The organism is Streptomyces sp. HM190, from assembly GCF_009857135.1.
Taxonomy (GTDB): domain Bacteria; phylum Actinomycetota; class Actinomycetes; order Streptomycetales; family Streptomycetaceae; genus Streptomyces; species Streptomyces heilongjiangensis.
In genome coordinates, this window is sequence record NZ_CP047318.1 from 5,879,214 (window position 1) to 5,893,687 (window position 14,474).

Sequence of the window (14,474 nt, forward strand, 5' to 3'; positions counted from 1 at the left end):
CGGGGTGCGCAACGGATAGGGTCCCGTGCTGTTGAGGAACGTGTTCGACGTCTCAACTCCGCAGCACAGGAGCCCTGTTGGTTTCATATTCAGCCGCACTCGACCTGCCACACGGCTTGGTCAGGTGGGCACTATGCTCATCGTCACCAGTGAGGGTGGTCGGCGGTGCAAACTCCCGCCGCACCGCCCGAGGCTAGCCTCGCGCTTTCACGAGGTGAGCTGTCCAGGAGTTGATCAGAAACGCGGAAAGTGCCCTTGACCTGCAACGATGGGACTTGCTGAGGGTCCTGTTGGCTGCAAGGAAAAGAGCACTTTCCAGGTGAGAGAGCCTATCTCGTCGTACCCGCGTGTCCGTGTCCAGGCAGACGGTCGGCGGGTGGCTTCGCAGGCCGGTGCGGTCCTGCTGCTGGAGACGGTCCGCAAGATCGGCCTTGACCAGGCGATATCCACAGCCCTGGCGTCCTGGCGCAAGCCGCGGGCCGTCCACGATCCTGGGAAGATCCTCCTGGACCTTGCTTTGGCGGTCGCGCTGGGCGGGGACTGCCTCGCGGACGTCGCGATGCTGAGGTGTGAGCCGGCTGTCTTCGGGCCGGTCGCTTCCGACCCGACGGTCTCCCGCCTGATCGACACCCTCGCCGGCTCCGACGAGAAAGCCCTGCAGGCCATCCGGTCCGCACGGGCCGAAGTCCGCAGCCGGGTCTGGTCGTTGGCGGGCAAGAACGCCCCCGACGCCGATGGACAGGTCACGGTCGATCTCGACGGCGTTCTCGTGATCGCGCACTCCGACAAAGAGGATGCGGCCGCGACCTGGAAGAAGACCTACGGCCATCACCCCCTGACGGCCTTCGTCGACCACGGCCCGGGCGGAACCGGAGAGCCGGTCGCCGCTCTCCTCAGACCGGGAAACGCGGGCTCGAACACGGCCGCCGACCACATCACCACCGCCCAACGGGCCCTGGCTCAACTGCCGAAGAAGTACCGGCGAGGACGGCGGACGCTGATCCGCACGGACTCCGCTGGCGGCACCCATGACTTCGTGTCCTGGCTCGCGAAACGAGGCCGATGGCTGTCCTACTCGGTCGGCATGGTGATCACCGAGGCGATCCACCAGCACGTGCTGAAGATCCCCGGCCCGGCCTGGACACCGGCCGTGGAGGCCGGCGGCCAGGTCCGCGACGGAGCCTGGGTCGCCGAGCTCACGGGCAAGCTGCTGGACGGCTGGCCCAGCGGCATGCGGCTGATCGTCCGCAAGGAACGACCCCACCCCGGCGCCCAGTTGAGAATCACGGACGCGGACGGCATGCGGATCACCTGCTTCGCCACCAATACGACCGGTCGGCCGATCGCCGAGCTCGAGCTGCGTCACCGTCTGCGGGCCCGGGCGGAGGACCGGATCCGGGCCGCCCGGTCCACCGGCCTGCGCAACCTGCCCCTCCACCACACCGCGCAGAACAAAGTCTGGCTGGAGATCGTCCAGATCGCACTCGACCTGCTGGCCTGGATGCCCATGCTCGCTCTGACCGGCAAAGCCCGACTCTGGGAACCCCGTCGCCTGCGGCTCCGCCTGTTCTCCGCGGCCGGACAGCTCGTCACCACCGGCCGGCGCCGCATCCTCCGCCTCGCCCACCACTGGCCCTGGGCCCGTGACATCACCGACGCCCTCGAACGGCTCGCACTCCTGCCGAACCCCGGATGACCAACGGACTCACCCGTCCCTGCGAGAAGTGGATCCAGCCCGGAGCAGTGGAACCCGGCGTCCACCCGAGACGACACCCGGGCCCTCAGCCTGGCCGCCCTCCACCACCGACAACGAAATGGGCCGCCGACTTCGTCGACGGCCCATCACGAAAGTTCGAGGCTAGTGAACAGCGGTATATTCGATTTCGATGGCCAGAGCTCCCAGGGCTTCCTTCTTGGGTGGGTAGATGGATCGGATGTTGTTGAGCTGCTGTTCGCGAGTAGCGGTTGGATTGATGTTGGCCGGTCCTTCGCCGTCGAGCAGGGCTTCGAAATTGGCGTATTCGGTCACCCGCTTGACGTTCACCTTGCAGGTTTCGTCCGTGCCCTTGATACGGAAGCGGATGATGTCGCCTGCACCGAGATCGGTGAGGTGCGGGTATTTCACCCGCACCTCGATGGTCTTGGTGCCTGCTGCGACGAGGTCGAAGTACTGGCGGTAGAGGTTGAGTTCGTAGACGCGGGCGGTGGTGTCGGTCATGGGGCGGTAACGCTCCTGGTGGCTGGTGCGGTCATCATGCGGCCGATCTCGGCGGCCGAGTACGCACGGAAGAAGTGGCGGGGGTCGGACAGCAAGGTATCGGTCATGGCCAGCAGTTGCTCGGCGTACTCCGCGATGGTGCCGGGCCACTGACGGGTGTCGAGCATCCAGTCGGTGGCACCCTCGGGCAGAGGAGCGCGGCCCTTGCGGATCAGCGACTTGGACAGCTTGGCACCGGTGTCGGTGACGACCTGCGGGCAGAACAGGCGGGCAGGCAGCTGGGCGCGGGTGAGGCCGACCGCTTGGAGGGCTTCGTCGACCAGGTGGGAGCCGAAGACCCAGTCGCCGCCCTTGACCATGACGTGCAGCGTGCCGTGGGGGTTGGACACGGAGAGTTCCTTGACCGCATTGCGGTACAGGGTGGCCAGGTCGAGGTAGGCGCCTCCGGTTGGGGTGATGTTTGCCTGGTAGGGGCCGTGGTGGAGGCATACGGCAGCGACTTGCGCGGTCTCGCGGTCGGTGAGGTGGACTCGGGTGCGTTCGGCGTGTTTCTCGGCCCAGCCGCAGTCGGGGTGCGGGCAGGGGACGCGCAGGTGCGGTGTGCCGGTGGAGGGGGCGAGCCACCAGCGGGCGGCGTCGAGGCGGGGCAGGAGGCGGAGCCATGTGCGGCGGAAGTGCTCGCCGGCCTGCTGCTGGCTGTAGGTCTCGATCCGGTGAGGGATACCCAGGCACCGAGAGAGCGCGGTGAACAGGGGTTGGTAGAGGGCGGTGACGAGGTCGGTCAGGGCTTGGTCACCGAGCGCCTGGGCGTAGGCGCGTTGGTATCGGTGGCCGCTGACCGGGTCGGTGGTCAGTTCGTAGGGGGCGTTGTCGAGAGCGCTGAACAGAACCTCGGTGGGGATGCCGAAGCGGTCGCGCAGGCGGGCGGCCATGGCGAAGGCCAGGGACTGCACGAGGGAGGTGCCGATGTGCGGGGCGCCGTTGATCTGAGTGCCGACGACCAGCACGATCCGCTCCGGTGGGGTGGCCAGGATGCGTGGGGTCAGGACGTCCTCGGCATGGTGGAGGGCGTTGGCCAGGACGGTGTTCGGTGAGACGGGGTGGGTCGTCACGGGATGTCCCCCTGGGGTGGGTTGGGGTTCATTCGGTTCGGGTGTGACCGAAGAGGAGGCGCTGGCGGAGCGTGGCGCTGTCCAGGTGGGTGTCGATCTCCGCAGGGGTGGCGCTGCGGGAGAGTGGGTCGAGGCCGAGGACGATGGCCGCCGGGGTTCCTTGGCCAAGCAGCAGAGTCCAGGGGCGGCCGGTGGGGATGCGTTTGCGGTAGGGGGTGCCGTCGAAGCGCAGGGCCACTTCAGCCGGGGCGATCAGACGTAGGCGTGGCCCGATGTCCGGCGGGGGTGTGGTGGCGGGGCCGAGGCGTAGAGCTTCGGCAACGGCGCGCATGCGTTGCTCGATGACGGCCGGCGTCTCGTAGCAGCTGCGGGGCGGTTGGGGCACCAGAAGGAGGCAGCACACAGTGGCGCCGGTCGGAGTGGTGTCCAACCACGTGGTGGTGGCCAGGGAGGCGATCAGACCGGCGGGAGGCGCGAAGGACTCGGTGCGGGCAGGCGTCAGCATGTGGGCACCGCGCTGTGGTGGAAGGCGGCCCAGACGCACTTGCCGGGGCCCTGGCGCTTCGCAACACCCCAGTGGTCGGCGATGGCAGAGACCAGCAGGAGGCCGCGGCCGTCGTCGGTGGTGCTCCGTGGCTCCTGCTTGGTGGGTGTGCCGTTGCCGCCGTCGTGCACCTCGATGCGCAGCACGGTGGTGTGCAGTTCGACTCGTACGAGGACCTGACCGCCTGCAGGAGCTCCGTGCAGGACGGCGTTGGTGGCGAGTTCGGAGGTGCACAGCCAGATGTCGTCGAGGCGTTCGGTCCGGCCCCATTGGGTAAGGGTCTCGGCGACGAAGGAGCGGGCGGCGCCTGGGGTGGTCCGGCGTCGGTCGAAGAGCATCGATGCGTGCTCGACGGCGCCGTCGAGGGCTTGTTCCGGTGCGAGGGTGTCCGGCTCGCCGGGCAGTCTGCTGGGCATGGTCAACAGCCAACCGCCGTCGCTCGTTTGGGTCGGGAGCCAGCGTGGGGGCCATGCGGGGGGCCACTATGGGGGCCAGAGTTCGCATGCTCCTGGGAGATGGGATGGGCGACACGGGGATTGGCGCATTGCTCATCCGGCTGCGCACTGGGCGTGGTTGGACCCAGCAGCGGGTGGCCGACGAATACAACGCCCTGGAGGGGCGGGCCGCCAAGACCGGTAAGGAGATTGGGCGTTACGAGCGCGAGGCGCGCATCCCGGTCCCATACACCCGCAGGTATCTGGCGCAGGTGTTCGGCGTCGACATCGGAGTGCTCGACCGTGCTGTGGCGGTCAGCAAGGGCCGCCATGGTGGAGACAAGGCTGCGGAGACCGTTCCGGCGCGGACTGTGGTGCCTTCGCGATCAGGCGCTATGTCGGCGGCGGACGCGGCGATGTCGGCGGACTTCGCCCGGTTCATCGCGCAGCGCAACGCAGATGAGTTCGTCGTCGAGCAGTTGGAGGCCGATGTCGCTCGGCTCGCTCGCGCCTACGTCAGCCATCCGCTGATGGAGCTGTACATCGAGATCAAGCGGCTGCGGGACGGGGCGTTCGAGCTACTGCGCGGGCGCCAGCATCCCCGGCAGACTGCTGACCTGTACGTCGCGGCCTCACGGTTGTGCGGGCTGTCCGCGCACGTCTGCTTGGACCTGGGCGACTACGACTCCGCTGCCACTCACGCTCGTACCGCTCGGGCGTGTGCAGAGGCAGCCGGGCACGAGGGGATGCTGGCCTGGGTACGGGCCGTGGAGTCCCTGATCGCCTACTGGACCGGGCGGTACGAGCAGGCGGCGAGGCTGGCGCAGGCCGGCCGCCACCACCGGGCTCCCGGCAGCATCGGAGCCCGGTTGGCGAGCCTGGAGGCGCGTGCGCTGGCCATAGCCGGAGACCGGGTGGGCGCGGTGGCCGCCCTCGCGGATGCCGAGCGCTCCCGCGAGGCGATGCCCGGCCATGACGAGGTGCCGGGCATCTTCGCCTTCCCGGCCGCCAAGCAGTTCGCGTACGCGGGCACGAGCCACTTGGCCGTGGGCGGGAGGGAGCATGTCCAGCAGGCCATCGTCAGCGCGGACAGTGCGATCAGGCTCTACCGCAGTGCCGAGGACGATGATCAGTCGGTCGGCGACCTGCTCGCCGCCCATGTCGATCTTGCCCGCGGTCACCTGCTCCTGGGCGACCTGGACGGCACCGAAGCGATGCTCGGATTCGTCCTCGACTCCCCGCCCGAGCGCATGTCGGCCAGCATCGTGCGTCGGCTCACCGCTCTGGGCCGGGAGCTGGGAGGGCCGCAGTACGGTGGAGCCGCGCACGCCGCGCACCTAAGCGAACGACTCCAGCACACGGCCGTCCTCGCGGCCTCACCCGCCGCCCACCCACCGGAGCTGCCGACGTGACCGAACGGTCTGCCGCACACGACGCCGCTGTCACCGACCGGAGCCGCCTTGCCGGAAGCGCCTATAACGGCGACCGGGACCTGGCTGCCCGCCAGTCGCTCTACCAGTGGCAGGTACCCCGATACGACCTGCCTGGCATCGTCGCCGAACAGCTGAGCGGCGTACGCGGGCGTGTGGTCGATATCGGCTGCGGCAACGGTAAATTCATCCAGCGGCTTCGTCACGATCGGCCCGAGCTGGCCCTGCTCGGACTGGACATCGCCCCCGGCATCCTCGCCAGCGTGCCCGGCCCGGTCGCCGTGGCGGATGCCACCCGCCTGCCGTTGGCCACGGCGAGCGTCGACGCGGCCCTGGCGCTGCACATGCTGTACCACGTCCCGGGCATCCCGCAGGCGGTCAGGGAGTTGTCCCGCGTCGTGGCTCGTGACGGGGCGGTGATCGTCTCCACCAACAGCGACCGGGACAAGGCCGAACTCGACGACTTGTGGCAGCGGGCGGCGGGCGACGTCCTCGGTACCGGACGCGGCCCGGCCCGCATCTCGCTCAGCGCCCGCTTTTCTCTGCAGAAGGCCCCGGCCTTCCTGGGCGAGGAGTTCGGCCGCGTGGAGACGATCGAACTGCCCGGCATCATCACGGTCCAGGACCCCGAGCCGGTCATCGCGCACATGGCCTCTTACCGGGCTTGGGCGGACCAGCACGACGTGCCTTTCGAGGCCACGATCGAGCGGGCCCGCGAGATCCTCGTCGATCACATTGCCCGGCATGGGGCCTTCGAGGTCACGTGCCTGGGCGGCATCCTCGTCTGCCGTCGCTGACAGCCGACTTGGCTATCGCCGTGGGCCGCGTTGCGTAAGCCGTTCGCTCACCGGCGTGGGCGTGGTCTGTGGTGTGGGCGTCACGGGTTCGGTCATGCGGGTGCTCAGCCTGCGAGCCGCCTGAGCACGCCTGTTCGGCTGCACGGCGATGCGCCAATTGAGGACCTCGGCGGGGCGATCGGCGGTGTCGAGTTCTCGCCGCGCGGCGACTTCGGCCAAGAGCCGTCGGGGGTTGTGGCCGGCGGTCTCGGCGCGGGCGAGGGTCGTGGTCAGGGCCGGCCAGGCGGGATCGGCGAGGACGCGGTCGGCGTGGTCGGGGAGGACTGCACGCAGATCCTGCTCGAAGCGGCTGGCGGTTGTGGCGCGCGGTGCGCGACGGGCGAGATCCGCCAAGACCGGCTGGGCGGCCTGCTGGTAACCGGCCTGCAGATGGCGGAAGGCTTCTTCGGCCGCTGCGGCCTGCTGCTCGTGGCCGCGCTGCTCATGCCACTTGGCGGCCGCGCGCGCCACGTGGAGAGCGGCGAAGATCAGGGCGATGGCGAGTCCGCCCGGATCGTGCGTGGCGTAGGCGAGTTCCTTGGCGGCTTCCCGTAGGGCGGTGGCGGCCTGGTGATCGGCTCGGATCGCCGAGCGGCGGGCACGGTTGAACGCCCTTGCCGCGGCTTGCAGTTCGGCTCGGTGCCCGCCGTTGGCGGTGAGGGCCAGGTTGTGGAGGGCGTCGCCGAAGGCATCCAGATGTCCCTGGGCCGCGGCGTCGTCGCCCGAGTCGAGGGCGGTGTGGGCGTCGCGGACGGCGGTCTCGGCGCGGTGCCACGGTTCGGCTGGGTCTACCGCCTGCTCGGGGCGGTCGGCCAGATCCTGGGTGGGAAGGCGTTCGCAGAGGCGGTTGTAGGACAGGTCGGGAGCGAGCCGTGAGCCGCCGTACCAGACCGGCTCACCTTGGGTGGTGTCGCTGGGAGCGGCCAGGCTGTAGCCGGTCACCTCGCCGGTCTCGGGGCCTATGCGCGGCCTGACCTGGATGCCGAGGGAGCGCAGCACGGTGAAGTACTCGTCGATGCTGCGTACGGCGGCGGCGACCGCGTACGCCTGCTCGCGCAGCCACTCCCGCGCGGTCTCATCCCGGCCCTGGCGTTCCGCCTTCGCCCGCTCGGCGCCGGTCGGGGTACGCGGGGCGGTGAGGTCGCCGGACTTCAGGCGGCGCAGTCCGAACTCGGCCTCGATCTTTCGGCATTCGCGCTGTGCCCGCCAGCCGTCCCGGTTCGTACGGGGGCGGCGGCCGTCGGCTCGGACGCTGGTGGCCATGATGTGGATGTGGTCGTCGGCGTGCCGGACCGCGATCCAGCGGCACGCCTTGTCGTCTCCCTCGGGGGCGATGCCCGTGGCGGCTACGACGCGGCGGGCAACCTCGGCCCACTCAGCGTCGGTGAGGTAGCGGTCGCCGGGCGCGGTGCGCACCGGGCAGTGCCACACATGCTGCGGTGGCTGCTTTCCGCCGAGTTCCCGGGTGCGCAGGTCGACGTGATGGTCCAGGCGTCGGGCGAGCTGGGTGTAGGTGGCGGAGGGGTCGCGGCCGGGGTCGGGGGCGCCGGCCAAGTCCCAGGCGGCCACGATGTGGGGGTCGGTGTGTTCGTCGCGTCGCCCCTTGCCGAAGAGGTAGTTGATCAGGCCGAGCGTGCTGGCGCCGGTGGAGACGTCAGGAACCATGACCAACCCCTTCCGCCAGGAGCCGGTCCATCAGTGCGTAACTGGCCTGGGCGGCCTGCTCAATGCGTTCGAGGACAGCCTCGGCGCGCTCGGGTATCGCGCCGGAATGGATGGCTGCCGCGACCTGGTTGAGGTTGGTGCCGATCCGATTCAGCGCTTTGGTGTGCGCTTCGATGGCTTCCACCAGCGGGCGGATGGGGTCGTCCTCCGGGCTGCCGACCATGCCCGCCTTGTCGAGCGCGACGGCGAGGGCGGCGTCGCCGACGAAGCTGGCGAACTTCTGGTGGCGCCGCCTGGCCTCGGCATCGATGAGGCGGACCGCGGTCGGGGTGAAGCGGATCTTCTTCTCCTGGTCACGCTTCTCGGTGGTGCGCTTGCGGTTCATCCGCGCGGGCAGTGCCGGGGCGTCGGACTCACGCCACGAGGGCTGCTCGACGGCGGCGGGCGGTTGACGGGCAGACGGCTCGGCATGTGGCGTGACGGAGTCGGTGACGGGCTGCTCGGCGCTGTCGGCGGCAGACGCGGTGCGGGGGTCGTTCACCCCCTCCTCAGGCTCGGGCGCCCGCTGGCGCCCGGCCCCCTTTCCCTCCGCCACCCCAGGGGCGGAGGCAAGCGCGGACGAAGCCCCGTTAGGGGCTCGTTCGCTCCAGCTTGCTGCTGTTCGTCGGTCCCGGTTGAACCAACCCCAGCGGCGGGGAGAAGAGGGGTTCGTGTCGTTCGCAGTGTCCATGTTGGTGCTCCGGTGCAGCGAGGGATGGGGCTGTGTCACGTCCGTCGCATCCGTCGCATGCCTGGTCAGCACAGGTACGGACACGCGGGCAGGTACGGAGAACTCCGTCCCGGCGAGAGAGTCCGTCCCCGCGCTGACCTGCGCGGGGACGGATGCGACGCAGTGATACGGACCCCGGTGGGATCAGAGGGCGCGCTTGAGCCCGGCGGGGCCACCAGGCGGGCCGACAGGCAGCGTCCCCGCCGGGGCGGCGGGCGGCCTGCTCTGGGCCATGCGGGCAGGGGCAGCGCCGCGTTCGGGCTCGGGTGCCGCCTCGACGAGGTCGGGGCAGTTGCGGGCCCAGGCGTCCAGGAAGCGGTTACGCATGTACGCCTTGGCCTGCCTGCCCTTGTCGAACCGGTAGTTGGCCGGGCTGATGTTGAAGTCCCGCAGCAGGTTGCTCAGGTGGTAGGCGTTCAGCCCTTTGGTGCCGTGCTCCGCCCACGGGGCCTCGGCATCCTGGAGCAGCGCGGCGACCAGATCCTGGGTGGACAGGGCCTCGGGGTTCTCCGCCTGCGCGAAGATGCGGTGGATGTCGCGCAGGAGCCGCGTCTTCAGGCTGCTCTGCTCGTCCTGGGCCGCCTCGTGGCGGGTTATGGCCAGGCAGGCGGCACGAGCCTGGGCGGGCCACTGGCCGCCGGCCAGGTCGGCGATGATGACCAGCGGCTCCCAGGTGTCTGCGGCCCGGTCCTCCACCGGCATGTGCGGCACCATGCGGGCTGCCTGCCCGCGCAGCGGACCCAGCCATGCGGTCAGCCGGTCACGTAGCGCGTTGAGTTCTGGCACCGAATACCGGGAGCGGAAAGGGGTGACCCTTTCGCCCGGCTTGCGCTTCTGCATCCGCAGAACGACCGCCCGGTCCATGACCGTGTCCGGCAGGTCGCCGATCCCCGCGATGGCGGCCATGGCGAAGGTGGGGAACGGGGTCGGTTTGTGATCCGGACCTGAGATCCGCCAGGCGGGCCGGTTGCGCTGGTGGCCGGCATTCAGCAGGCCGCGCAGGATCTCACTGTCACCGCTCGCCTTGGGGCCGAAGATGGTGTCCGCCTCGTCCACCAACATGGTGGGCGGGTTCTTGCCGATGATCCGGAAGATGACCGCCGGGGAGGTGTTCACCGTCATCATCGGCTGGTGCACGGTCTCGTGGAGCACGTCCAGAACCCGGGACTTGCCGCACCCCTTCGTCGGGCTCACCACCGCCAGACGCGGCGCGTGTTGTAGAGCCGTCTGGATGTGCGTGGCCGCCACCCACAGGGTGACCGCGGTCAGAGCCTCCTCGCTGGGCAGCACCACGTACTTGCCGATCGCTGCCAGCAATTCGTCCAGCAGCGCGACCCCGTCAGCGGTTACCTGCGCCCGCGCGCCTTCATGGACTCCGTTGCCTACCTTGCCATCGACGGGTGCGATCTCGTGCTGTTCGGCCTCCACGGGATTGTCGGTCCCCGGTGAGAGACGAGGACCGACGCCCCGGTCCCCATTGCGGTCCCCTGGTGTAACTCCCGTGTCTCGGGGACCGGTCCCCGTTGTCACGCTGCTGGCCTGCACGTTTCCAGCAGATGTGGATACGGGGACCGCGACTTGCGGTGACAGAGGACCGGGTGCGTCGCGGGGACGGTCCCCCGACACCGCATCAGCGGAGTCCTGGTCCCGGAGGCGCCAGGGGGTGCCACCGCCAGGGACCGCTGTCGTGGGCCAGGCAGCGGGGGATGTGTTCGTCGTGGTGGGGGACATAAAGTCCTCCATAGACGTTCCTCTCCGGTGAGGGGTAGGACGGGCAAGGTCCCGCCCCTCACCAACTCGTTCGTTCAGGGATGGGTGATCGGCAGAGGAATCTCCGGCCCTTGGCGTTGGCGCGCCGAGGGCCGTTGCTGTATCCGGAGCCTCCGACGGCTCAGGAGGCCAGACCCCACTCGTCTCGGCCTTCGATGAGAGTCCGCTCGTAGCGCAGCAGCTCGGCCTCGGGGTACAGCACCCGCTTGCCGATCTTGATGCCGCGCGGGCCCTTCTCGATCTGGCGCCAGTAGCGGACGGTGCTCTCCGCTGTGCGGTAGCGCTCGGCGACCTCGGCGGTGGTCAGGTATCGCATGCATTCCCAATCGACTAGCTAGCAATCCGGTCTGCATAATTTGTACTCGACGATCGCCGGTTAACCAAATCGGCAAGCGTATGTTTCAATTGGGAAAGTGATGGTCGTGATGGAGGTCCGATGACAGGCGACAAGGTCGACGGCGGTGAGGTGCCGCTGCTCTACAGCGAAGGCAACATCGCCGCGCGGGTGGCGCTGGAGCGCGAGGTCAGGGGGTGGAGCACGACCGAGTTGGCAGATCGGGTGTCCAAGGCCGGCGTCAAGATGAACCAGACCGCGGTCTGGCGCATCGAGAACGGCACCCCACGCCGACGTATCAACGTCGACGAAGCCCTCGCCTTCGCCCGCGTCTTCGAACTGCCCCTCGAAGAGCTGATGTCTCCGCCGTTGGAAGGGCTGGACCTCGATAGCAGACGGCTCGTCCAGGAAGCCGTCGAGGCGTACTACGAGACACGCGACGCTGAGGATCACCTGCACCACGCCGTAGTCGGCATCGCCGAGTACATCCAGGCCCACCCCGACAGCTCACGGGCCATCCATGAGCAGTGCCTTCGCCTCATGGGTGATGAGCGCGACGCCCGCACCCTCACCGAGCACATCGAGGGCGGCGGCTACCACCGATAACCAACCCAAGGGAGAAGCCACTTGGCGAACATTCAGAAGCGCCCCAATGGCAAATGGCGGGCCCGCTACCGCGACCTCGACGGCAAGGAGCACGCCCGCCACTTCGACCGCAAACTCGACGCCCAGCGCTGGATCGACGAGGTCACGGCCAGCATCGTGACCGGCCAGTACGTCGACCCGCAGGCCGGACGAATCACGTTCGAGAAGTACGCGAAGAAGTGGGAGGAGTCGCTCATCGCAAGCGAGGCGGGCGAGCGGATCACCGACAACGCGCTCCGGCTCCACCTCGTCCCGGCGCTCGGCTCCCGCGCGATGGCGGCGATACGCCGCAACGACCTCCAGGTGCTCTTTAAGAGCCTGTCCGAGCTGCTCGGCCCCGGCAGTGTGCGAAACGTCTACGACGTCCTCGTACGCCTCATGACAGCGGCCGTGGAGGACAAGGTCATCGCGTCCAGCCCCTGCCGCCGGATCACCCTTCCGCCCATGCAGGACGAGGAGGTCACCCCGCCCACGGTCGCGCAGGTCGAGGCCATGGCCCGCGTGATGCCGCCGTACATCCGCGCGGCGATCGTCACGCTCGCCGGATCAGGCTTGCGAATAGGCGAGTTGCTCGGCCTCAAGGTCTCGGATGTCGACTTCAAGGCCGGCACGATCCGCGTCGAGCGACAGCGCCTCCAGTCCGGGAAGATCGGCCCACCGAAGACCGCCAAGTCCCGACGCACCGTCCCGGTCGGCGAGGTGGTCACCGACGCCCTCCTCGCGCACCTTGCCGCACGCCCCTCCAAGGAGTGGCTGTTCACGATGGAGGAAGGAGAGCCGCTCAACTACCGCCGCTGGAAGACGGAGTGGAACTGCGCCCGCAGGACGCTCCAAGCAGCGGAGAACGAGGCGGCCGAGCGCGAGGGCCGTAAGCCTGTCGAACTCCCGCACATGGTGACCCACGACCTGCGCCACTTCTACGCCTCCGCCCTCATCGCCGGCGGAGCGAGCGTCAAGCAGGTCCAGCTGGTCCTCGGCCACGCGTCCGCCGTCATCACGCTGCGGATCTACGCACACCTGTGGCCGGGCGAAGAAGACCGCACCCGGACCGTCATGGACGCCGTGCTCGGCGGCATGCGGACCGGGTGCGGACCGGTTGACCTGGCGACCAAGGAAATCGCAGGTCACATGGCGTGATCAAAGATCAAGCCTTCTTGGTCTCCCAGAAGATCTTGTCGATCTGGGCGATGTAGTCGAGCGCCTTCTGGCCCGTCGCCGGGTCGGTGGAGGCCTTGGCGGCCGAGAGGGCCTTCAGGGCGTCGTTGACCAGCTGGTGCAGCTCCGGGTACTTCTCGAAGTGCGGGGGCTTGAAGTAGTCGCTCCACAGGACCGACACATGGTGCTTGGCGAGCTCGGCGCGCTGCTCCTTGATGACGGTCGCGCGAGCCTGGAAGTGCGGGTCGTCGTTGGCGGCCATCTTCTCCTGCACGGCCTTCACCGACTCCGCCTCGATGCGGGCCTGGGCCGGGTCGTACACGCCGCAGGGCAGGTCGCAGTGCGCGCTGACCTTGACCTTGGGGGCAAACAGGCGGGAAAGCATGGAGCATTCCTTCCTCGTGATCGTCTTCTCAGGTGGGACATTACTCCCTGCGAGAGAGGTTTTCGCGAGTGCCCCCATGGGCTTAGGACAAAAGTCCGGGGTCAGACTGGGACTGGTGGAGGATCGAACCGGGGAGGTGCCGAGGGATGCCGGAGCCGGCGCAGGAGAGCGAGCGGGCGAGGGCCGTTCTGCCCTTGGGGGTGGCCGAGGTGACGGGACCGTCGATGGTGCCGACGCTGCACCACGGTGACCTGCTGCTCGTCCACTACGGGGCGCGGCTGAGGATCGGTGACGTGGTGGTGCTGCGCCACCCCTTCCAGCAGGACCTCCTCGTCGTCAAGCGGGTCGCCGAGCGGCGCGACGGCGGCTGGTGGGTCCTCGGGGACAACGCGTACGCCGGCGGGGACAGCACGGACTACGGGACCGTCCCCGACGAACTCGTGCTCGGCAAGGTCCGGTTCCGCTACCGGCCCCGGCCCGGCGGTCAGCGCTCGCCGTTCGCGGTGGCCCGCTGGGCGTTCTCGGCGGCCCGGCCGGTGTTCTGCGACCGGTCCGCCTCCAGGCGTTTGCGGGCGCGGTAGGCCGCCACGTTGGCGCGGGTCGCGCAGCGGTCGGAGCAGTAGCGCCGGGAACGGTTGGTGGAGGTGTCGAGGTAGGCGTTGCGGCACGGCGCCGCCTCGCACAGCCCGAGCCGGTCCACGCCGTACTCGGTGAGGTGGAAGGCGAGCCCCATCGCGGCGATGGCGGCGTAGCCGGCCGTCGCGTTCGAGGGATGGTCCGCCAGGTGCATGTGCCACAGCGGGCGGCCGTCGTCGTCCCGGAAGTCATGGCCGGAGATCTGCGGACTCACGGGGAACTCCAGCAGCAGCGAGTTCAACAGGTCCACGGCGAGCGTCTCGTCGCCGCCGTCCGCCGCCTCGAAGACCGAGCGCAGCCGCGCCCGCACCGACCGGAACCGGGTGACGTCGGCGTCCGTCGCCCGCCTGGCCGCCGACTGGTTGACCCCGAAGAGGTCGCGGACGGCCTCCACCGAGGTGAGCGTGTCCTTGCCCCGGAGCGGTTCCTCGCTGTTCACGAGGCGCACGGCGTAATCCGAGTAATAGGCCAGTTCCACTTGTAGTCCTTACGGGGGGCACTCTATCGTCGTGGTGCAGGTCAGGTAACAACTGATCGTGCT

The 14,474-nt window shown here is 69.1% G+C and carries 16 protein-coding genes; 7 read left to right on the top strand and 9 right to left on the bottom strand.

Annotated features, from left to right (window positions below; genetic code table 11):
• The first annotated feature begins 319 nt into the window (after window positions 1-319).
• Window positions 320-1,696 (top strand): IS1380 family transposase, encoded by a 1,377-nt coding sequence (locus GSY65_RS25225; protein WP_159766068.1) that lies wholly within the window; start codon window positions 320-322, stop codon window positions 1,694-1,696.
• Window positions 1,697-1,858: 162 nt separating this feature from the next.
• On the opposite strand, the gene GSY65_RS25230 is transcribed toward GSY65_RS25225, so the two are convergent.
• The 4 genes from GSY65_RS25230 to GSY65_RS25245 are packed head-to-tail and all read right to left on the bottom strand — an operon-like array spanning window position 1,859 to window position 4,290.
• Complete coding sequence (locus tag GSY65_RS25230; protein ID WP_159772899.1) at window positions 1,859-2,218, bottom strand: ASCH domain-containing protein; 360 nt, start codon at window positions 2,216-2,218, stop codon at window positions 1,859-1,861.
• Window positions 2,215-3,330 (bottom strand): hypothetical protein, encoded by a 1,116-nt coding sequence (locus tag GSY65_RS25235; protein WP_159772902.1) that lies wholly within the window; start codon window positions 3,328-3,330, stop codon window positions 2,215-2,217. Before GSY65_RS25235 ends, GSY65_RS25230 begins: the two co-directional genes overlap by 4 nt.
• Before the next feature lie 28 nt (window positions 3,331-3,358).
• Window positions 3,359-3,835 carry a hypothetical protein gene (locus tag GSY65_RS25240; RefSeq protein ID WP_159772905.1) on the bottom strand — a complete coding sequence of 159 codons (477 nt, stop codon included), beginning with the start codon at window positions 3,833-3,835 and terminating at the stop codon, window positions 3,359-3,361.
• A complete protein-coding gene (locus GSY65_RS25245; protein ID WP_159772908.1) occupies window positions 3,829-4,290 on the bottom strand; it encodes an ATP-binding protein in 462 nt (153 codons plus the stop codon). Before GSY65_RS25245 ends, GSY65_RS25240 begins: the two co-directional genes overlap by 7 nt.
• Before the next feature lie 173 nt (window positions 4,291-4,463).
• Between GSY65_RS25245 and GSY65_RS25250 the strand changes: the two genes are divergently transcribed.
• Both GSY65_RS25250 and GSY65_RS25255 read left to right on the top strand, forming a co-directional pair.
• Window positions 4,464-5,720 (top strand): XRE family transcriptional regulator, encoded by a 1,257-nt coding sequence (locus GSY65_RS25250; RefSeq protein WP_236580041.1) that lies wholly within the window; start codon window positions 4,464-4,466, stop codon window positions 5,718-5,720.
• A complete protein-coding gene (locus tag GSY65_RS25255; RefSeq protein WP_159772912.1) occupies window positions 5,717-6,535 on the top strand; it encodes a class I SAM-dependent methyltransferase in 819 nt (272 codons plus the stop codon). The genes GSY65_RS25250 and GSY65_RS25255 overlap by 4 nt, the downstream gene beginning before the upstream one ends.
• A gap of 12 nt (window positions 6,536-6,547) precedes the next feature.
• Here GSY65_RS25255 and GSY65_RS25260 read toward each other — a convergent pair whose 3' ends face one another.
• On the bottom strand, window positions 6,548-8,239 hold the full coding sequence (locus GSY65_RS25260) for a relaxase/mobilization nuclease domain-containing protein (RefSeq protein WP_159772915.1): 1,692 nt from the start codon (window positions 8,237-8,239) through the stop codon (window positions 6,548-6,550).
• Window positions 8,229-8,834 carry a hypothetical protein gene (locus tag GSY65_RS25265; protein WP_159772918.1) on the bottom strand — a complete coding sequence of 202 codons (606 nt, stop codon included), beginning with the start codon at window positions 8,832-8,834 and terminating at the stop codon, window positions 8,229-8,231. The genes GSY65_RS25260 and GSY65_RS25265 overlap by 11 nt, the downstream gene beginning before the upstream one ends.
• Window positions 8,835-9,540: 706 nt before the next feature.
• Here GSY65_RS25265 and GSY65_RS34765 point away from each other — a divergent pair.
• Window positions 9,541-9,945, top strand: coding sequence for a DUF2378 family protein (locus tag GSY65_RS34765; protein ID WP_443043304.1), 405 nt, complete (start codon window positions 9,541-9,543; stop codon window positions 9,943-9,945).
• Between the two features lie 954 nt (window positions 9,946-10,899).
• On the opposite strand, the gene GSY65_RS25275 is transcribed toward GSY65_RS34765, so the two are convergent.
• Entirely contained in the window at window positions 10,900-11,094 is a 195-nt protein-coding gene (locus GSY65_RS25275) for a helix-turn-helix transcriptional regulator (RefSeq protein WP_061334472.1), read from the bottom strand.
• A gap of 120 nt (window positions 11,095-11,214) precedes the next feature.
• Here GSY65_RS25275 and GSY65_RS25280 point away from each other — a divergent pair, with 120 nt between their 5' ends.
• Both GSY65_RS25280 and GSY65_RS25285 read left to right on the top strand, forming a co-directional pair.
• Window positions 11,215-11,718: a helix-turn-helix transcriptional regulator gene (locus GSY65_RS25280; protein ID WP_159772921.1), complete on the top strand. Its 504-nt coding sequence runs from the start codon at window positions 11,215-11,217 to the stop codon at window positions 11,716-11,718.
• Between the two features lie 21 nt (window positions 11,719-11,739).
• Window positions 11,740-12,894 (top strand): tyrosine-type recombinase/integrase, encoded by a 1,155-nt coding sequence (locus GSY65_RS25285; RefSeq protein WP_159772923.1) that lies wholly within the window; start codon window positions 11,740-11,742, stop codon window positions 12,892-12,894.
• A gap of 7 nt (window positions 12,895-12,901) precedes the next feature.
• On the opposite strand, the gene sodN is transcribed toward GSY65_RS25285, so the two are convergent.
• Window positions 12,902-13,297 (bottom strand): superoxide dismutase, Ni, encoded by a 396-nt coding sequence (gene sodN, locus GSY65_RS25290; RefSeq protein ID WP_020123534.1) that lies wholly within the window; start codon window positions 13,295-13,297, stop codon window positions 12,902-12,904.
• A 146-nt stretch (window positions 13,298-13,443) separates the two neighbouring features.
• On the opposite strand from sodN, the gene sodX reads away from it, so the two are divergent.
• Window positions 13,444-13,878, top strand: a complete 435-nt coding sequence (gene sodX / locus GSY65_RS25295) for a nickel-type superoxide dismutase maturation protease (RefSeq protein ID WP_159772926.1) — start codon at window positions 13,444-13,446, stop codon at window positions 13,876-13,878.
• Here the strand turns inward: sodX and GSY65_RS25300 are convergent.
• Window positions 13,782-14,411, bottom strand: a complete 630-nt coding sequence (locus GSY65_RS25300) for a CGNR zinc finger domain-containing protein (protein ID WP_159772929.1) — start codon at window positions 14,409-14,411, stop codon at window positions 13,782-13,784. The two genes, sodX and GSY65_RS25300, sit on opposite strands and share 97 nt — an antisense overlap.
• Window positions 14,412-14,474 lie beyond the last annotated feature (63 nt).